30 protein-coding genes and 1 tRNA gene are annotated in these 15,340 nt (G+C 30.6%); 6 read left to right on the forward strand and 25 right to left on the reverse strand.

Features of this window, described 5'->3' with window-relative positions; all coding sequences use genetic code 11:
• Positions 1 to 496 precede the first annotated feature (496 nt).
• The 24 genes from Q0984_RS02930 to Q0984_RS03045 form a co-directional block, all read right to left on the reverse strand.
• The gene (locus Q0984_RS02930) at positions 497 to 865 is read right to left on the reverse strand and encodes a hypothetical protein (RefSeq protein WP_299523321.1); all 369 of its coding nucleotides are present in this window, start codon (positions 863 to 865) and stop codon (positions 497 to 499) included.
• Positions 862 to 1,086, reverse strand: coding sequence for a hypothetical protein (locus Q0984_RS02935; RefSeq protein ID WP_299523323.1), 225 nt, complete (start codon positions 1,084 to 1,086; stop codon positions 862 to 864). The genes Q0984_RS02930 and Q0984_RS02935 overlap by 4 nt, the downstream gene beginning before the upstream one ends.
• On the reverse strand, positions 1,083 to 1,232 hold the full coding sequence (locus Q0984_RS02940; protein WP_299523326.1) for a hypothetical protein: 150 nt from the start codon (positions 1,230 to 1,232) through the stop codon (positions 1,083 to 1,085). The genes Q0984_RS02935 and Q0984_RS02940 overlap by 4 nt, the downstream gene beginning before the upstream one ends.
• A 1-nt stretch (position 1,233) precedes the next feature.
• Positions 1,234 to 1,404, reverse strand: coding sequence for a hypothetical protein (locus tag Q0984_RS02945; RefSeq protein ID WP_299523329.1), 171 nt, complete (start codon positions 1,402 to 1,404; stop codon positions 1,234 to 1,236).
• Positions 1,401 to 1,586, reverse strand: a complete 186-nt coding sequence (locus Q0984_RS02950; RefSeq protein WP_299523332.1) for a hypothetical protein — start codon at positions 1,584 to 1,586, stop codon at positions 1,401 to 1,403. Before Q0984_RS02950 ends, Q0984_RS02945 begins: the two co-directional genes overlap by 4 nt.
• Positions 1,579 to 1,935: a hypothetical protein gene (locus Q0984_RS02955; protein WP_299523335.1), complete on the reverse strand. Its 357-nt coding sequence runs from the start codon at positions 1,933 to 1,935 to the stop codon at positions 1,579 to 1,581. The genes Q0984_RS02950 and Q0984_RS02955 overlap by 8 nt, the downstream gene beginning before the upstream one ends.
• Positions 1,929 to 2,417 carry a hypothetical protein gene (locus Q0984_RS02960; RefSeq protein WP_299523337.1) on the reverse strand — a complete coding sequence of 163 codons (489 nt, stop codon included), beginning with the start codon at positions 2,415 to 2,417 and terminating at the stop codon, positions 1,929 to 1,931. Before Q0984_RS02960 ends, Q0984_RS02955 begins: the two co-directional genes overlap by 7 nt.
• Entirely contained in the window at positions 2,414 to 2,563 is a 150-nt protein-coding gene (locus Q0984_RS02965; protein WP_299523340.1) for a hypothetical protein, read from the reverse strand. Before Q0984_RS02965 ends, Q0984_RS02960 begins: the two co-directional genes overlap by 4 nt.
• A gap of 26 nt (positions 2,564 to 2,589) precedes the next feature.
• The gene (locus Q0984_RS02970; RefSeq protein ID WP_299523343.1) at positions 2,590 to 2,814 is read right to left on the reverse strand and encodes a hypothetical protein; all 225 of its coding nucleotides are present in this window, start codon (positions 2,812 to 2,814) and stop codon (positions 2,590 to 2,592) included.
• Positions 2,815 to 2,836: 22 nt separating this feature from the next.
• Entirely contained in the window at positions 2,837 to 3,235 is a 399-nt protein-coding gene (locus Q0984_RS02975; protein ID WP_299523346.1) for a hypothetical protein, read from the reverse strand.
• A gap of 3 nt (positions 3,236 to 3,238) precedes the next feature.
• Positions 3,239 to 3,454 (reverse strand): hypothetical protein, encoded by a 216-nt coding sequence (locus Q0984_RS02980; protein WP_299523349.1) that lies wholly within the window; start codon positions 3,452 to 3,454, stop codon positions 3,239 to 3,241.
• 112 nt (positions 3,455 to 3,566) lie between these two features.
• Positions 3,567 to 4,067 carry a dCTP deaminase gene (gene dcd / locus Q0984_RS02985; protein ID WP_299523352.1) on the reverse strand — a complete coding sequence of 167 codons (501 nt, stop codon included), beginning with the start codon at positions 4,065 to 4,067 and terminating at the stop codon, positions 3,567 to 3,569.
• Positions 4,067 to 4,414 carry a hypothetical protein gene (locus Q0984_RS02990; protein WP_299523355.1) on the reverse strand — a complete coding sequence of 116 codons (348 nt, stop codon included), beginning with the start codon at positions 4,412 to 4,414 and terminating at the stop codon, positions 4,067 to 4,069. Before Q0984_RS02990 ends, dcd begins: the two co-directional genes overlap by 1 nt.
• A gap of 3 nt (positions 4,415 to 4,417) precedes the next feature.
• Positions 4,418 to 4,582 carry a hypothetical protein gene (locus Q0984_RS02995; RefSeq protein ID WP_299523358.1) on the reverse strand — a complete coding sequence of 55 codons (165 nt, stop codon included), beginning with the start codon at positions 4,580 to 4,582 and terminating at the stop codon, positions 4,418 to 4,420.
• 136 nt (positions 4,583 to 4,718) lie between these two features.
• Positions 4,719 to 5,375, reverse strand: a complete 657-nt coding sequence (locus Q0984_RS03000; RefSeq protein WP_299523361.1) for an ERCC4 domain-containing protein — start codon at positions 5,373 to 5,375, stop codon at positions 4,719 to 4,721.
• Positions 5,376 to 5,388: 13 nt separating this feature from the next.
• Positions 5,389 to 5,688, reverse strand: a complete 300-nt coding sequence (locus Q0984_RS03005) for a hypothetical protein (RefSeq protein WP_299523364.1) — start codon at positions 5,686 to 5,688, stop codon at positions 5,389 to 5,391.
• A 138-nt stretch (positions 5,689 to 5,826) separates the two neighbouring features.
• Positions 5,827 to 6,129, reverse strand: coding sequence for a hypothetical protein (locus tag Q0984_RS03010; protein ID WP_299523366.1), 303 nt, complete (start codon positions 6,127 to 6,129; stop codon positions 5,827 to 5,829).
• A 268-nt stretch (positions 6,130 to 6,397) separates the two neighbouring features.
• Positions 6,398 to 8,413: a hypothetical protein gene (locus Q0984_RS03015; protein ID WP_299523369.1), complete on the reverse strand. Its 2,016-nt coding sequence runs from the start codon at positions 8,411 to 8,413 to the stop codon at positions 6,398 to 6,400.
• Between the two features lie 16 nt (positions 8,414 to 8,429).
• A complete protein-coding gene (locus Q0984_RS03020) occupies positions 8,430 to 8,936 on the reverse strand; it encodes a hypothetical protein (protein ID WP_299523372.1) in 507 nt (168 codons plus the stop codon).
• Complete coding sequence (locus Q0984_RS03025; protein ID WP_299523374.1) at positions 8,933 to 9,472, reverse strand: hypothetical protein; 540 nt, start codon at positions 9,470 to 9,472, stop codon at positions 8,933 to 8,935. The genes Q0984_RS03020 and Q0984_RS03025 overlap by 4 nt, the downstream gene beginning before the upstream one ends.
• Positions 9,462 to 9,638 carry a hypothetical protein gene (locus tag Q0984_RS03030; protein ID WP_299523377.1) on the reverse strand — a complete coding sequence of 59 codons (177 nt, stop codon included), beginning with the start codon at positions 9,636 to 9,638 and terminating at the stop codon, positions 9,462 to 9,464. The genes Q0984_RS03025 and Q0984_RS03030 overlap by 11 nt, the downstream gene beginning before the upstream one ends.
• Positions 9,626 to 9,763: a hypothetical protein gene (locus tag Q0984_RS03035; protein ID WP_299523380.1), complete on the reverse strand. Its 138-nt coding sequence runs from the start codon at positions 9,761 to 9,763 to the stop codon at positions 9,626 to 9,628. Before Q0984_RS03035 ends, Q0984_RS03030 begins: the two co-directional genes overlap by 13 nt.
• Positions 9,764 to 9,960: 197 nt before the next feature.
• Positions 9,961 to 10,104: a hypothetical protein gene (locus Q0984_RS03040; RefSeq protein ID WP_299523383.1), complete on the reverse strand. Its 144-nt coding sequence runs from the start codon at positions 10,102 to 10,104 to the stop codon at positions 9,961 to 9,963.
• Complete coding sequence (locus tag Q0984_RS03045; protein ID WP_299523386.1) at positions 10,101 to 10,430, reverse strand: hypothetical protein; 330 nt, start codon at positions 10,428 to 10,430, stop codon at positions 10,101 to 10,103. Before Q0984_RS03045 ends, Q0984_RS03040 begins: the two co-directional genes overlap by 4 nt.
• A gap of 138 nt (positions 10,431 to 10,568) precedes the next feature.
• Here Q0984_RS03045 and Q0984_RS03050 point away from each other — a divergent pair, with 138 nt between their 5' ends.
• Entirely contained in the window at positions 10,569 to 10,739 is a 171-nt protein-coding gene (locus Q0984_RS03050) for a hypothetical protein (RefSeq protein WP_299523389.1), read from the forward strand.
• A gap of 391 nt (positions 10,740 to 11,130) precedes the next feature.
• On the opposite strand, the gene Q0984_RS03055 is transcribed toward Q0984_RS03050, so the two are convergent.
• Positions 11,131 to 12,270, reverse strand: coding sequence for a tyrosine-type recombinase/integrase (locus Q0984_RS03055; RefSeq protein WP_299523392.1), 1,140 nt, complete (start codon positions 12,268 to 12,270; stop codon positions 11,131 to 11,133).
• A gap of 141 nt (positions 12,271 to 12,411) precedes the next feature.
• On the opposite strand from Q0984_RS03055, the gene Q0984_RS03060 reads away from it, so the two are divergent.
• The 5 genes from Q0984_RS03060 to Q0984_RS03080 all read left to right on the forward strand — a co-directional run bounded on the left by Q0984_RS03060 (position 12,412) and on the right by Q0984_RS03080 (position 15,340).
• Positions 12,412 to 12,484, forward strand: a tRNA-Ala gene (locus Q0984_RS03060).
• Between the two features lie 43 nt (positions 12,485 to 12,527).
• Positions 12,528 to 13,613 carry a hypothetical protein gene (locus Q0984_RS03065; RefSeq protein ID WP_299523395.1) on the forward strand — a complete coding sequence of 362 codons (1,086 nt, stop codon included), beginning with the start codon at positions 12,528 to 12,530 and terminating at the stop codon, positions 13,611 to 13,613.
• 13 nt (positions 13,614 to 13,626) lie between these two features.
• Positions 13,627 to 14,079: a DUF1890 domain-containing protein gene (locus tag Q0984_RS03070; RefSeq protein ID WP_299523398.1), complete on the forward strand. Its 453-nt coding sequence runs from the start codon at positions 13,627 to 13,629 to the stop codon at positions 14,077 to 14,079.
• A gap of 1 nt (position 14,080) precedes the next feature.
• A complete protein-coding gene (locus tag Q0984_RS03075) occupies positions 14,081 to 14,386 on the forward strand; it encodes a DUF1894 domain-containing protein (RefSeq protein ID WP_299523401.1) in 306 nt (101 codons plus the stop codon).
• A gap of 9 nt (positions 14,387 to 14,395) precedes the next feature.
• On the forward strand, positions 14,396 to 15,340 hold the full coding sequence (locus Q0984_RS03080; protein WP_299523404.1) for a methionine synthase: 945 nt from the start codon (positions 14,396 to 14,398) through the stop codon (positions 15,338 to 15,340).

Consider the following 15,340-nt stretch of genomic DNA (forward strand, 5'->3'; position numbering starts at 1 on the left):
AAAGGGAGGGTTTTCATATGCTAATGTCAAATAAAAAAAAGGTTTTAGAAAAGCTGGACCCCCCTTTTTTGTATTCTATGTTAAATTATGCACTTATCAGAAAAGGAGAAGTAAATAAAAATAATTATAAGATAAACACAACAGTATAATGTGAATTTATAAGAACGAAATAGATAGACTTATTTTTATTTAATTTTCCCTCTTCCTCATACATTGATGTGGACATTTAGAAAGGTACTAGACCACGTTTACGCATTTCCTTTTCCACAGTCCGCAACTCAGACCAAATATCATCACGAGGAGTAACCCCTAATTCACCCGTACCTAACGTGGGTTTAACTCCATACTTTTTACGGAATTGTCGTTGCCACTCTGTTTTTAATTCGCGTCTACCGTAATGTCTACAGTTATCACTACAGTATACTTGCCTGTTATGTGTTTTAACGAATAATGCTCCACAATACTGACATTTAAATACTTTCACCATAATTATCCCTTAAAATAATTTATGTCTTTTAGGTTTTACCGTGTCTAAACCGTATACTTCCTTATAATATTTTTCCTGTTCCTCAGAGGGTGTTTTATCATTTACACTAATTAGTTTATTATTTGCACTTATTTTAACCTTATCTCCTGTATTTTCATCTATTGCAATACCTACAAGTGTACCCTCTTCTCTACTGTAAGGAATTAATTTTTGTTTCCGTTCATGTTTATTACATTCATTGTATGCGTAATCTATGATTTTTTCAGCAATTTCTGCTTCTAGATTAGTTTTAACTATTGTTTTGTTGGTTAATCTGTCTTGTAATTGCCAGTTCCCGACATGATATTCTTTCTTGTATCGTTCTATCATTTGACTCATGAATATTCCTCTTCATATATTTTTTTGTGGTGTACTATTAGTTGTATTGCTTCTTTTTCTGTGTAGTCTTCTTTTTTTAGTTCTGTTAGGAGTATTATTATTGATGCTCTTAGTATGTCCCTTATTGATAATTTTGTATTATATTTACTGTTTGCTGTTTCTTTGATCATGTTTAGTTCGTGGTGTAGGTTGTTGTTTATGTAGGTTGTTACTTGCTTCATTGGTAGCCTCTTGTTTTTTCTTTGTATTGTTTTTTTAGTTGTATTTCTTCTTGTATTTCTTTTTGTGTTGTTATTCCTTCGTGGAATCCGTCTAGGTATCCTTCTTTGTATCCTTTCAGATATTCATCTATGTTTGTTTTACTCATATTATAACTCCTCTAAAAGTAATCCACAAACATACTCCCTATGTGTACGGACTGAAGCACATGGTTTAACTTGTTCTATATTGTATTCTCCTTCCCCTTCTTTGAAACACATTACTGTGGTGTCATCAGGGTATTCTTGTAGTTTATCTGTTAATTCTTTTACTGTTATCATACTTTCACCGTTTTAACTTCAAGATAATTATCACAATGATTAATTTTATAATATTCTATGAGTTGATAAGCATCATCTTCATCAATGAATACTGCCATTATCATATCTGTAAGTGCATCTACTACCTGATAGTACTCTTCATGTCCTTTAATTAGGTTTAAGTCAATTTCTATTTTAGTCATATATTACATCCTCCGTTTTATCCCAATATGGTTTAAAATCCTTTAACTCACATAATACAGCATCATAATCTCCATTAAATCTTATTGCACGGTCATCAATATATGCTGCTGCTGGTATTTTCTGATTTGTAACAGTCAAATCTGGGAGATTATTATGTTTCAACCATTTTTTAACTCGTTGAGTGTTCCTTGCTGTGAGTATGATTACCTCATATTCTTTTTGAAGTTCTTTTATGAATTCCTGTACATTTAATCGTGGTTCTCCTAGGTCAGTTTCATCATATTCTTTGTAATTGTTTAGTACTCCATCAAAGTCTACACATACTTTTAGTTTAACCATTATTAGCACCCTCTTGTATTATTTGTTTCTTTATTATCCTCTTCCCCATCATCAGATTTAGGATATCTCTTATTATCAACTATACAACCATCAAAATTATACATATTCTTCCTACAGCATTTATCACATGCTGAAATTACTTTATCCGCATACCTTTCCTTAAGAAACCTATTAACCTCCTTTTCATTAGTGAATAATTTACCATCTTCAATTCTAGTAGTTGCTCGAATAATTTTTCGTTCAAACCCATATTTTCGTTTTAACTCAACAGCTATTATGTTAAGTAATCTCCCAACTGTTATCAGGCAGGGTTCCATGCCCTTATCTCCAAACACATTTTCCTTACATGCTCGGTCGATGAATTCATCAAGTACATCTTGCACCATTACACCGAGTTGTTGTTCATCATATTGATTTGTATGTATTAATAATAGTTCTTCCTCACAGTCATCAAAAGGATGAAATGTTCCTATTTTGTAAATATGCTTCATTCTGTGTCCTCCAATTTATCCAATATAAAAAACACAAGCAGTAATGCTCGTGCATCCATTAGATGATAGTTATGTTCATCTAAATCTTTTTTAAGGTGGTTTAGTATCTTGTATGCTTCTGCCCTATAATTGTCAATACTACTCATTCTATGTCCTCCTTATCAATCATAAATTACCCTCCTTCATTTGCAAAATGGAAATCATCTAACTCTATAACCTTAATTACTTCATTTAACACTTGTATAACTGCTTCAGATACATAGTCATCTATTTTGTGACGCATAAAATCATCAAGATTTAATTCACTAACATATTGTTTTCGACTATGATTTAATTCTACTTGAAAGTAATCTCTTTTTGATTCAAGATACGTTATTAATTCTTTTTCATCAATCATTTAAAATCCTCTTTTATTTCATTTAATCTATGTGAGATAATTTTTTAATAAGTAACCTCTCCATTCTTTCAACTTCATCAGATAAAACATCTGCCATGTGTTTGTATTTCAAAGTATTGTTATATTTTTTCACAAATTTTAAAACAGTTTCAGCAGGAAAATTCTCTAAAAGCTTTTGAATAATTTTTGTATCATTATCATGATAGCAGTAACTTTCAAGTATCAACTCCGTGTATTTAAAGTCAGATATAACTACTGCTGATGGAAAAGACATATTTCTTAATGCAATATCCAAATCTAGCTCATGTTCCCGTATAAAATTTGCTAAAATCATTCTCTCCTCAATTGTTAAGTCAGGTAATTTCTCCCTGATTTTTTCTTTGATTTCATCAAGTTTTAATTGATATGAACTACCATACATAATCTAATACCTCCCATTCTTTTTTAGATGATATATACCACTAACACGATACTTATTACATCCTACCATAACGAATAATCCATTAATGAACTTATTCACATAATAAACTCTATCCATTTTCATTACAGTATCGTTAGGACAATAACGATTAAAATCATAACTATAACATTGTTTTGCAATGTTTGTAGGGTTACGGAACAATCTCTCAGAAGCACTCATCGTATCTCCTCCTTATTCTGTACCTGGGGCTGTCGCTGAGATGGCTCAGGAACACGATAAACCACATCAGATTTAAACAATCCCTTAAACCATCCATACAACCTTTTAATCATCATTTATTCCACCTACTACAAACAACACCCGTATCACCTTGATATTTTCCATTATAAGGACACTCACAAGGACTTGATAGTGTTTCAAAGACTATCTGACATAAACAGTCACCATAACATAATTTAAAAGGTTTATCACTACAATTAAACAATTCCAAAGTAATATTGCCTTCGAATCCTGGGTCAATGTATCCTGCAGTTATATGAACCATCACCCCGAGTCTGCCAATGCTGGATCTTCCTTCAACACGAGCAACAATATCATCAGGTATTGTTAGGTATTCTATTGTTGAGCCTAATATGAATTCTCCAGGCTTCAATAAGTAACCTTCCTCGTTGAACTGTATTGTTTCACCATTAATCCTTTTAAGTTCCACGCCTAATCTTAAATCAACACTTGCAGGTTGAACTCGCTTTTGAAAAACCGCTAATAAGCTATTAGTAAAAGGAAATAACTCTTCCCATCTAGCCATTATATCCTTGTCACATAATACCGTCATTAATATCTACTCCTTTTAAAATTATTCATATATACTCCAGTTTCCTTTAAAACCAGTTCTAACTTATCTTTATCCCAATCGTACTCAATCAGTTTATCCCTAACCTTTTTAGCATCATATAGCGAACTATATGTACCATAATAAACCATTTTGCTGTGTAATGATTTATTAACTATGAATTTATTTTTTCCGTTCCTCTTAATATGTTTACCATATTTTGAGGGATTTTTTACAACTAACTTCTGTAATGATTCTAATTCTTCAAATGCTTGTTTAAAAGTTAATCCATGTTTTGTTAGGATTTCACCTATACTCAAATCAGGATTATCCTTAAAAATATTACTCATACCTTATCCCCCATCTTTTTCTTGTATTATTTTAATTTTTAAACGGTTACTTACTTGTTCTAAATGTATTGCTAAATCAAAACATTGTCCTTCATTATTAGGATTAGTTTCCCGTATATGGTTAATTAAATCCTTTTTTTCTTGTTTTGAAAAATACAATTTAATCATATCCTCTCACGTATCGTCTGTAATAATTCATTTGCCTTTTCAATAGTTATAGCAACTTGTCCAAGAATTGCGAGACTACAAAGGCAGATAATCACTTGTACTATAATGATTATTGCAGCTGTAACAAATAATACACTCAATTCCTATTCCCTCCTTGTAATTGTTTTATCACATTTTCTGCTATTTTATCCCCTATACCAGGTATACTTGTTAAATCATCATATGTGATGTTAAGTAAGTCGTTTAAACTGTATAATCCTAATTCACTTGTTATTTGTTCTGCACGTACTGAATCAATACGAGAAATACTTGAAGCAAGAAAATTAGCAGCAGGATTATCAATCTTATTACTATTTTTCCTCATAACAGGTTTATGATCTAAACATTTTTCTGCTTGTATTTTCATCATCTTGAAACATTCTACCACATCACCAAACACAGGGATTACTGTTGTATATGTGTTTAGTCTACTGATTGCTCCGTAAAGTTGGTATTTGCTTGTTTTTAATCCACTAGCATAATGTAAACTACGTAATTGTTTGTTTATGTTACTTGTACCTAATTCAATAATTATGAAATGATAAGGGTATGTTTCACTTTGATTGATTGCTTGATTAAATATCCTACCTGTCATTATACTTCCTACAAAGTCAGGTAATGTCTTATATTCAAATACTACTTGTTTATTGAAGACGTAATCACCTACAGGTAATTCTTTAACGGTGACATTATTATAGAATTTTTTGGCTTCTTCTATTCTTTTTTGTTCTCTACTATCTACTATTATATCCATGCTTTTAAACCCTTCATTTTTTCTGTATTTCCCCTAATTTTGTTTTTGCTTCATCTAATGTCTTATATGACCCAAAATAATAAAGTTTTCCTTTTATTTTTCTTTGAATATGGTATTTACCATGATTAATACTTATATATTTAGGTAAATCATATTTACGATGTATCCTCTGTTTTACACGAGGTTTTACTCCTGTTTGATTGTATGCGTGTCTTTTCCAGGTCATACAACGTGTGTTGCCAATATTATATTTTTGTCGTAATTGTTTTGTTGTCATACCTTGAAGATAATCATCAACGAATGATGCAGGCATGTGTTCTCCTTCAACAATCCTAAAATTTTTATTAATTATATTATCATACCTCCTTTTTTCCTTTAGTCATATTTTAATTAAATTAATAGTACTATAGAAAATAATATAACAAGTACATTAATATGTACATGTATAATCCTATAATCCACCACGTCTCCTTAAAATATAAGTAATACTTTCTTTTTTCCTGTATAGTTTTGTAAGTTCATTCACAATATTTTCCTTTCGAGAAAACAATACACCTAAAGGTTCACCTATATAAACAGGATAATTATACCTCTCATTTTTAAGACTATACTGAATCATGACTTTAACCTCTTTTAATTCGAATAGTTTTTGATTAATCTCACTGTTTACTTTCAGTAATGTTTTGTGATTTTGTATGTTTAAGGTACACTGCATTTTTTCTTCACAATTTTCACATTGTAGATCACACAACATTTCAAAATTTTTTTTGATTTTTATCATAATTATTAAAGTAATTTAGTAATCTAGTAATTTACAAAATTAAGTAATTTAGTAATCTAGTAATTTACAAAATTAAGTAATTTTTTATTCTATAGTACCCTGTTCTGTAGAGAAAAATTACTTTAAAATTACTAAAAAAACAAGACATTATATTCCTTAAAAAGTCATTTAAAGCAAGTATAACTTGTTTTTAAAGTAATTTAATGAAAAAATTACCTAAATTACCTTTTAGATTACTTTATTAATTACCCTCCATTTCATTCAAATTAGGATATAAAAACTGTATAAACTTATCAAACTTAACTTTCATAACCATTTTTGGATTTCCATTAAATTTAACCGTTCCATACTTCCACCCTAATAGTTCCGCTATACTTTTCACATTATAACAAACCTGATTATTTTGATGTAATGCTTTCTTCAAACCTGCAGTAAAACAAACACTATTAACACCATCACGGCTGGTATGCATTAACATATAAGGGATTAAACGTTCATTAATAACATTATAAACCCTATCTTTGAAATCATCAGCATCTTTAACAGGAGAATTACTATCTTCCGTTAATGAATGACTAAAACCATTTTCATCATAGACTCGTATTTGACGCATTTGTTTATTGATTTCTTCTATGAAAAACATGCGAATTTCCTCTACTTCTTCCTCATCAACATCATCCAGGGTTACAGACTCACTCCAACCAAGCAACCAACGAGGACACTCACGTCCAGTACTAGCATACGCTCTCACAATCAAAGTATTAGCCAACTCCTTCCAATCCAACAATAAAAGATTAATATCATCTATTATTTCATGTACAGTATACTGAGCTAACCATTTTAACTGATGAAATAAACAAAACTCAGGAGTATTTAATTTAAAATGCTCCATAAATTCCTTTTTCTCTTCCTCTGTCTTTTTTTCACTATGACTATACAATAATTGATGAAAACGCCTATTCAATCCCTCAATAACAGGTAAAGGCTGATTACTTGTGAATGATACTGTAGCTAATGCAAGTATTGTTGTGAAACTACCCCTATGATATTTTCCACGTGCATTTGTACGTTCGACACAGGTCTTTAATGTTTCACTACAACTATGATTAGAAAACACGTTTCCAGGTTCATTAACAATTAATAAAAAGGTATTTTTACTAATTTGATGACCTATACGTGCCACCGTATCAAATTCACTACCCCCTATATCTGTTTCACTATCAGGTTCAGTATAGAAATAAGCACCTATCCGAGCAAGTGTAGTTTTACCACTCCCAGCCTTACCAAAATGATACAAGTAAGGGATTAACTGTTCTAAAGGCAATCCCATCTGTTTTTTAGCAAAACCGAACGGTGCAATAAGTGAATGTTTCAAAGTAGTTGCCAACTTCCCCTCGTGATTAGGGAAATAGTTAACAAGATCCTCAATAATGTCAAGTGCATTATTCAAGTTTTGAGGTGAAACATCTAAGAGTTCATAATCCACAATATCAATTTTATCCCTGTTTTTATTATAATAAAAACCAGGTGTGTCTATTTCAGTCTTCATGATTGCGGATTTGTTTTCAATTAACATGTTAACTATGCTTGCAACTGTACCTTTAAATTCCTTTGGATTGATAACATATCCATGGTTTAGAAGGTATGTTTCAGTTTCAGGTACTGTCATTAATTTTGTAGTGAATGAGTTACCCTCATGTCCTTGTATCCATTGAATACTGAATATACGGCCTTCTTCACTGATTGGATTATCATGTACTGTTAATTCAAGAGGATAACAGGTTAATATGTTAGTATAAGTACTAATGTCCCTGTTATTCTTGTAATTAGTCGTTTGTAAGGATACATTTGTTAGCCTTTTATCACAAATAATCCAGGAATTTGTAGTCTTCTGATACTTTAATACAGTATCAGAATCATACTCTTTTATTATCTTCTTCAAAGCAGTATGAACTTCAATACTTGTTTTTGAGTCCATATGTTCTTTTAAGAAGTTTTTCAACCCATCAAGACCACTATTCGGCATGGACTCTTCAAGATACAAACTATCCATGTAATCTGTAGCTTCACCAACACCGAGCGTATGTCCATGGAGGAGAGGATGGAGGTTAATAATGATTTTCTCAACTGTTTTTGAACTTGTTCCTTGTATGAAAAAAGCACTGATTAATGCTTTAAACCATACAGGTTCATCAACAGGATTATAATAAGGATATAATGTTTCATATATCCTTTCAGCTGTTTCTACCTCATCCATATCTCGGTACCTCTGTTTAATTGAAGTCAGTGACAATTAAACTATTATAATTATTAGCTCCTTCAATTATTTTCACTGTTATTTCCTTTTTATTGTTAAGAAAATCAATAAGAGATTCTATATTGATCTTCTTGTAATTGTTAATAGGTTTACCTTTTTTATCAGTTGCGTTTGTATCATCAATAGTACAGAAAGTACTGTGAATGAAATCAAAACAGGACCTGTAAAAATCACTGTTTTTACGAATATTCTGACAATTTTTCGGAATATTCAAATAAGCATCCATATATTCGTCAGCATCATTATCCACGATGCGTATACGGATATTATTATAATTCTTAGGTTTTCCATCTTTGTTTACACCATCATTTTCAAATAATTGAATGCTTGGTTTACCTGATACGATGGTGTTTGGGTCTAATTCGTTTAATGTGACCCTTACCATGTTTCCGTAGTCTTGATATTCTTCTTCGTGGCTGGTTTCTGCCCCAAACATGTCGAGGCTATTTTGTTTAATACTCATTCTTTATCCTCCATTATTTTAATTTCTTTGAAGTCAGGCATTTCCTCAGCAGGTGTTGGATTATATCCTGCCATTTTTATAATCCAGGATAAAGCTAAACGGAACGCTTTACCTGTTGCTCTTGTTTGTGCCATACTGTAGACGCTTGGTCTGTCGGTTTGGCGTTTGTTACGTTCTGCTATTGCGGAAGCACGGCTTAAGATGTTTTCACCTTGCCTTATGCTCACAGTTGCTTCATATCCCCATTGATGTTTTTTTTCACTAAATGAGATTTCACGTACTTCTTCCACGTAAGGTGTACACCCTAATATTATTCCTAAAGTGTTCCACCCTTCAAGGAGTACGTATTCTTTGTTGGAGATGGTTATGCTTAGGTTTTGTGATTTTATCACAAATTTTAATGTGTCTGCAATATGCCCTGCTAACGCCACCTTGTCCTGCATCGGCAAGACAGGGTTAAGCACATCACAATCATTCATAACCGGTTCTGGTTTTTTAATTTCAATTTCTGTTGTTGTAGGTGTTTCAATTCCCATAATTTTCCTCCTTAAGTGGTATTTCTTTTATTTTTATGTTTTCTTCGAGTATTCCTTCAAGCACAAACATTTCCTGTGCTTTCCTTTGTGCGTCTATTGGATTATCATATAATCCTCTTGCAATATGATATCCTACTGAAATGATTTCTTCAACTAGATATTGCATAATGCTTCCTCCATTTCTAGTTCAACCTCAATTCCATAATCGTCAATTTCACGATTATGATTTAATCGTGGGTCGTGGAGGTCTGGATTAAGATATCCTTCACCGTAATCAGTATATCCTATCATGCTAATCCTCCATTATAAAAAATAGCTGATTCTGTACCTCCTAATTGGCTACAGGCATACAGGAAGATTAGCATACCTATACTGAGGAGTATTAAGATTACATATGGATTATGTAATATCTTTCTCCTTTTTTCAGCTTTAGTCACGTACCTATCAAGTACGTGACTTTTTGGATCATCTTTTTTGAAGAGGTACATTTAAATGTCCCCTCCTATAAAATAAGTGTATGAATCATTATCTTCATCGTAGGTGCTGAGGACGGATTCTAACCATATTTCCTCAGGACTCATAATGAGTAATGATTCTATGTTGTATTCTGGGGGATAGCCTGTACAGTTCATATTGCTTCCCCCAGTTTACTTAACTCCTTCTTAAGGAAGGAGTTTTGTTTTCTTAGGTTTATGTTTTCAGCCATCATCTGTTTGATTTCAGATTGACTGAAAAGTTCACCATATATTCTTATTCCTTCTTGTTCTATGTACCTGTTGATTGTTGGTACAATATCTTTTTCTGAGGAGGCAACACATATTGAGCTACCTCCTTTTTCACGAATATTCCACATTCCATCAATGAAGGTACAATCGTAGAGTACTCCTTTGAGTGTAACTTCTTTGAATAATTTTCTGTTTATTTTCATTTTTTTATTTTCTCCTTTTTTTGTGCTCATGTTAGGCACAATATATTATATTGTTGTTCTACTATTTATATTTAAGTACTACTCATGTATACAAAATAGTACTTATTCGTAAGATATAATAAGCACGAATAATAAATATACTATAATACACCTAAGAGGTAAAAAAACATGTCATACACATCAAAAATAATAAAAGTAAACGATAAAGGACAACTCCGAGCAGGAATACCTTCAGCAATAATTAAATTTCTTAATCTAACAGCAGAGGACTCCTTAACATGGACTCCCACCGTAAAAGATGATAAAATTGTTATTATTCTTGAAAAAAAAGAGGAATAAATTATATTTTTTTTAAAAACACCATACACAAAATCAACCATAGCCCCAGCTAAACCATATAAACCACCCATACGATTTTTGGGACTATTAGATAATTTTAAATAGCATTTCTTACATAAACCATTAATGGTTACTATGTACTTATCTATGATTTTATTCACCTTTTCTGTGTACTTGTGAATAATTCTTTTTTTTAAGTTTTCATGTAACTAATCATAAGGAGGAACACGTAAATATATAAAAGAAACGTCCAAATTTTTTTATACTTATTTTATCGTGTTCTTCGTTAAATGATTAAAGAATTTTTTTCAATAATATTTTTTTTACCGATATTATTTTGAACTTATATATAAATATAGTTTTTGTTAACGAGAGCATCTGAAAAGTATTATTATTTATAGATCCTCTTTAATTTTTTGACATTTTCATGAGTTAATGTTTCATTCTCAAGATTGTTAACACGTTCAAGTATTTCAGAAATTATTACATTCTGATTTGTTAATTTATCCTGTAATGTCTTTGTTTCTTCTGTTTTAACCTCTAATTCTGTTTTAACTTCCTCATAATCCGTAACAACAAGATTAGGTAAACAATTAATATACTCCTCCTTTAAAGAAGAAGGACTATCTTTAAAATATGCTTCATGTACTTTTTCTTTGCTACGTCCTTGTAGTTGATCTATTTTGTATTTGTCCATGCCTGCTTCATATAGCATGCTTGCATGATATTTTCTTAGCATGTGTGGTCTGAAGCGTGCATAATCTCCACGATTACCTAAACCTAATTTATCGTTAATCTCTTTAAATCTTTTATTTAAGTATACTCCATTTATTTTAAACAAAGGTAGGTCTCCTTTTAGGGATTTGCGTGTTTTAAGATAACTGTTTATTGCTCTTACAGCTTCATCACTACAAAACGTGAAATATTGTTTTCCTGTTTTTTGACGTTTCAAATAAAATGTAGGAATTATTTGATAATTCAAACTATCCATCACGTTAATTGCTTTGTATATGTCTTGTTGATGATGATATTCATATGTTGCGTTAATATATTCATGTATAGTTATATTTAAAGTATCTACACGACTACAACCACTACTACTAATGAATAAGGTTATTGCGGTTAATACAGGTGAGGTTATACCTATTACCGTTTTTAAAACATTTTTGTCAGGTAAATCATCATAATAGATGGGAGGATTTGTTTTTACGGTTTTCATTGAAAAATAAGGTAATGTTTGAACGTTAACACCTAAATGACGATAGGTAGAAATTATAACAGTTAAATAAAGCATTGCAGTATTTTTCTTATATGTTCTGTAGAGATATTCTCTGTAATTCATTAGTCTTTTTTTTAAGATTGTGTTATTCCAGGTTGTGTTTTCTTCTTTTTTTGCTTCATTAAGTAGGTCTATGAAATTCATATTGTTGAATTTTTCATAATTTTTAATACTTAATGTATATACTTTCCACGTATTTTTTGAACCGTTACGTTCTTTTATGATTTTTTTAATCAGCTTTTCTGTGTTCATGCTCATAACCTTTTAATAGCAGTATATAAAAAATATAATGTAACAGCATTTGATAAGTAATGCTTTGAATTTAAGAAAAGTTTATATTATCAAATGAACTATCTAAATATTATATAATTATATTTAGTTTTTTATTATTGTGGGCTGGTAGCTCAGATGGTAGATCGTCGCCTTGGCATGGCGGAGGCCCCGGGTTCAAATCCCGGTCAGTCCATTTTATAAATTTTTAAAATAAATTGGAAAATTGTGATTAAATTATGATGTTGATAGCTCAGAATCATTTACAACTAATCTTAGAAGTAGGGGCAATGTTATTTGTTACATTGGTCTTTTGTCTTAATTTAATTCCTTTGTCACTTAGTATTGTAACATTTTTATCTCTCTTCTTAGCTGGTGGTTTCACACTTCTTTTTGGAGCAGATATTCTTTTATTAGTAGTTTCATCAAGTCAGAATGAATTTACTCATCCATTTGGGCCAATTGCTTTAATGGCTGTTGTTGCTGCATTAGCATCGCTGAAAGTGATGAAAAATTCGGGTGTTGATGTAAGGCCTCTTAGAAAAGTTGTATTATTGTTCATTGCAGGAATTACTATCTTTGGTGGATTAATGCATAGATCTTTTTTAATATTATGGTTATTAGGTTTATTTATAGGATATATTATAATATCTAAATCTTTCAGAGAAAAATCAGTATTTACTCTTAAAAGAATTTGTATGTTCTTTGGTGCAGCTATTGCAGGTTTTTGTGGACTTGAAATTATTGCTAAGATAACTGGAATGACTATTTTCTCACCATTATTAAGGTTAGGAAGAATTGAACAGTATTCTTCATCAAGTATTAAAATGGTATTAAATAACATTCAATTAATAGGCCACAATGGTGCTGCTTCTTTTTGGGGTACTGAAGGAACAGCATTTGCTGAAGGTTATGTTACTTTACCTATGCAATTAATTATATTATTTGGTTTACCTTTCCCATTATTTTGTGGAGTTCTTGTAAATCAAAAAGATACAATTGATTATATGCTTCCAGGTATTTTTGGATATGGATTCGACTTTGGATATTTAGGACTTATTGGTTTAATAGTTTTTGTTTTAGGAACTATTATAATTGGTTTAAAAATATTAACTATGTATAGAGAAAAAAGAGAAAATAATAATAAAAAATATTTAGGTAAAGAAGTGTTATTGACTGGAGCATTAACTGCATTTATTTCACAAGCATTAATTGGTATGTTTATATTTAACAGGTCTATCAATGGATTAGCATTACTTTCATTTATATTTTTAGGTGCATTAATCTTGGCTAATGTTGTTACACTTAAATCAAGAACAAATTAAGAGGTTTAAAAATATGAAAGCATTAATATTATTGGGGTGTCCAGAAACCCCATCACAAACACCTATGTCAATTTATGCTACTGATAAATTAGTTAAATTGGGATATGATGTAACAATAGCTGCAAATCCAGCAGCTACTAAACTAGTTAAAGTTTCAGATCCTGAAAGTTATTATATTCAAGAATTAGTCGATTTAGATGAATGTTTAGCTAATGTTCAGGAAAAAGAATATGATTTATTATTAGGATTTGTACATAAAGATGCTGCCGCCTCTTATTTTGTAACTTTTTATCAACTTTTACAAACTAAAGCTGTTGCACTTGTATTTGAAAAAGATCCAGAATTATTAAAAGAATATACTGAGATTGTTAGTGAAAATACTGGTGCAAAAATTGTTTCTGTAAGAGCATTCCACAATCCAAATCCTATTAAAGTTAATTTAGATAAAGCATTAAAGGAGTTATAAAATGTCTTTTTGTTTAGATACTTATCTTCAACAGTCTGATGATTATGAAATTTTAGCATCACAAGCAGGTTTTAAGGACTGTGCTAGACTTATTAGGTATAAAGCTCCAGAAATTATTTATGTTAATGCTGGAGAAGAAATCTTAGGTTCTCGTGTAATTGGCATAACTCCAATTCCAATTGGGGTTGATTCAAAAAAAGGTACTGTTCTTATACCATATACTAAACCATGTTATGGTACTGCAGTTGTTGAATTACCAGTAGACGCAGATGAAATTGATAAAATAAGAAAATTAAACATTAACTAGTTGATTTTTATGTTATCTACTGTTGTTGGAAGTTTTCCAGCGGAAATAAAATCTCCAACTACTACAAAAGATAAATTATTAAAAGTATTTGGAGTTTATGATCCATTTAAACAATCAATAAAACAAACTGTAATCTCTCAACTTGATGCAGGAATAGACATTATTTCTGATGGTCAGGTTAGGGGAGATATGGTTTCTACTTTTACTAATTTTATTCCTGGAATGAAATTAGAATCAAATAATACAGTTATTACATCTAAAATTAGACAACCTACAAAAGAGATTTCTATTAATGATTTAAAATATGCTAAAAAGGTAATGGTTGATTATTTTAATGGAAATATTCCTGAAAACAAAGGAATTAAAGGAATTATAACAGGTCCTTCCACTATTGTTTATTCATCAAGAATTGAAGCTTTTTATAAATGTAAAGATGATGCTATTTTAGATTTGGCTAAAAGCCTTAAATATGAAGTTGATGCAATAGAAAAGAAAATTAATCCAGTTTACATTCAAGTTGATGAACCATTTTTATCTACTGGTTTAGTTGATTTAAAAGTAGCTAGTGAAGCTATTGACATAATTGGTGAAGATCTTAGTGTTCCATTAGCTATGCATGTTTGTGGTAATTTAACAGATGTTTTCAAGGATTTAATTAAATTCAATGTTGATATTTTAGATTGTGAATTCGCTGGAAATAATACAAATATTAAAATTTTAGAAAAAAATGCATCTTTAGTTAAAAATAAAAAAATAGGTTTTGGATGTTTGGATACTTCTTTGAATGAAGTAGATGATGAGGATAAAACTGAAGAATTAATAGCTAAAGGTGTTGAAATTTTAGGAAAAAACAATATAATTCTAGATCCTGATTGTGGTTTGAGAAGAGCTAGTAAAGATGTAGCTTTTGGTAAACTTAAATTAATGAATAAAATAAAAGATGAATATAATTAA

Origin of the sequence: uncultured Methanobrevibacter sp. (assembly GCF_934746965.1) — an archaeon.
Lineage (GTDB): Archaea > Methanobacteriota > Methanobacteria > Methanobacteriales > Methanobacteriaceae > Methanocatella.

What these genes read in the sequence shown, in the direction of transcription:
- Q0984_RS02930 (WP_299523321.1), bottom strand. Translation starts at nt 865, where the DNA reads ATGAGTCAAATGATAGAACGATACAAGAAAGAATATCATGTCGGGAAC.
- Q0984_RS02935 (WP_299523323.1), bottom strand. Translation starts at nt 1,086, where the DNA reads ATGAAGCAAGTAACAACCTACATAAACAACAACCTACACCACGAACTA.
- Q0984_RS02940 (WP_299523326.1), bottom strand. Translation starts at nt 1,232, where the DNA reads ATGAGTAAAACAAACATAGATGAATATCTGAAAGGATACAAAGAAGGA.
- Q0984_RS02945 (WP_299523329.1), bottom strand. Translation starts at nt 1,404, where the DNA reads ATGATAACAGTAAAAGAATTAACAGATAAACTACAAGAATACCCTGAT.
- Q0984_RS02950 (WP_299523332.1), bottom strand. Translation starts at nt 1,586, where the DNA reads ATGACTAAAATAGAAATTGACTTAAACCTAATTAAAGGACATGAAGAG.
- Q0984_RS02960 (WP_299523337.1), bottom strand. Translation starts at nt 2,417, where the DNA reads ATGAAGCATATTTACAAAATAGGAACATTTCATCCTTTTGATGACTGT.
- Q0984_RS02965 (WP_299523340.1), bottom strand. Translation starts at nt 2,563, where the DNA reads ATGAGTAGTATTGACAATTATAGGGCAGAAGCATACAAGATACTAAAC.
- Q0984_RS02970 (WP_299523343.1), bottom strand. Translation starts at nt 2,814, where the DNA reads ATGATTGATGAAAAAGAATTAATAACGTATCTTGAATCAAAAAGAGAT.
- Q0984_RS02975 (WP_299523346.1), bottom strand. Translation starts at nt 3,235, where the DNA reads ATGTATGGTAGTTCATATCAATTAAAACTTGATGAAATCAAAGAAAAA.
- Q0984_RS02980 (WP_299523349.1), bottom strand. Translation starts at nt 3,454, where the DNA reads ATGAGTGCTTCTGAGAGATTGTTCCGTAACCCTACAAACATTGCAAAA.
- dcd (WP_299523352.1), bottom strand. Translation starts at nt 4,067, where the DNA reads ATGACGGTATTATGTGACAAGGATATAATGGCTAGATGGGAAGAGTTA.
- Q0984_RS02990 (WP_299523355.1), bottom strand. Translation starts at nt 4,414, where the DNA reads ATGAGTAATATTTTTAAGGATAATCCTGATTTGAGTATAGGTGAAATC.
- Q0984_RS02995 (WP_299523358.1), bottom strand. Translation starts at nt 4,582, where the DNA reads ATGATTAAATTGTATTTTTCAAAACAAGAAAAAAAGGATTTAATTAAC.
- Q0984_RS03000 (WP_299523361.1), bottom strand. Translation starts at nt 5,375, where the DNA reads ATGGATATAATAGTAGATAGTAGAGAACAAAAAAGAATAGAAGAAGCC.
- Q0984_RS03005 (WP_299523364.1), bottom strand. Translation starts at nt 5,688, where the DNA reads ATGCCTGCATCATTCGTTGATGATTATCTTCAAGGTATGACAACAAAA.
- Q0984_RS03010 (WP_299523366.1), bottom strand. Translation starts at nt 6,129, where the DNA reads ATGTTGTGTGATCTACAATGTGAAAATTGTGAAGAAAAAATGCAGTGT.
- Q0984_RS03015 (WP_299523369.1), bottom strand. Translation starts at nt 8,413, where the DNA reads ATGGATGAGGTAGAAACAGCTGAAAGGATATATGAAACATTATATCCT.
- Q0984_RS03020 (WP_299523372.1), bottom strand. Translation starts at nt 8,936, where the DNA reads ATGAGTATTAAACAAAATAGCCTCGACATGTTTGGGGCAGAAACCAGC.
- Q0984_RS03025 (WP_299523374.1), bottom strand. Translation starts at nt 9,472, where the DNA reads ATGGGAATTGAAACACCTACAACAACAGAAATTGAAATTAAAAAACCA.
- Q0984_RS03030 (WP_299523377.1), bottom strand. Translation starts at nt 9,638, where the DNA reads ATGCAATATCTAGTTGAAGAAATCATTTCAGTAGGATATCATATTGCA.
- Q0984_RS03035 (WP_299523380.1), bottom strand. Translation starts at nt 9,763, where the DNA reads ATGATAGGATATACTGATTACGGTGAAGGATATCTTAATCCAGACCTC.
- Q0984_RS03040 (WP_299523383.1), bottom strand. Translation starts at nt 10,104, where the DNA reads ATGAACTGTACAGGCTATCCCCCAGAATACAACATAGAATCATTACTC.
- Q0984_RS03045 (WP_299523386.1), bottom strand. Translation starts at nt 10,430, where the DNA reads ATGAGCACAAAAAAAGGAGAAAATAAAAAAATGAAAATAAACAGAAAA.
- Q0984_RS03050 (WP_299523389.1), top strand. Translation starts at nt 10,569, where the DNA reads ATGTCATACACATCAAAAATAATAAAAGTAAACGATAAAGGACAACTC.
- Q0984_RS03055 (WP_299523392.1), bottom strand. Translation starts at nt 12,270, where the DNA reads ATGAACACAGAAAAGCTGATTAAAAAAATCATAAAAGAACGTAACGGT.
- Q0984_RS03065 (WP_299523395.1), top strand. Translation starts at nt 12,528, where the DNA reads ATGATGTTGATAGCTCAGAATCATTTACAACTAATCTTAGAAGTAGGG.
- Q0984_RS03070 (WP_299523398.1), top strand. Translation starts at nt 13,627, where the DNA reads ATGAAAGCATTAATATTATTGGGGTGTCCAGAAACCCCATCACAAACA.
- Q0984_RS03075 (WP_299523401.1), top strand. Translation starts at nt 14,081, where the DNA reads ATGTCTTTTTGTTTAGATACTTATCTTCAACAGTCTGATGATTATGAA.
- Q0984_RS03080 (WP_299523404.1), top strand. Translation starts at nt 14,396, where the DNA reads ATGTTATCTACTGTTGTTGGAAGTTTTCCAGCGGAAATAAAATCTCCA.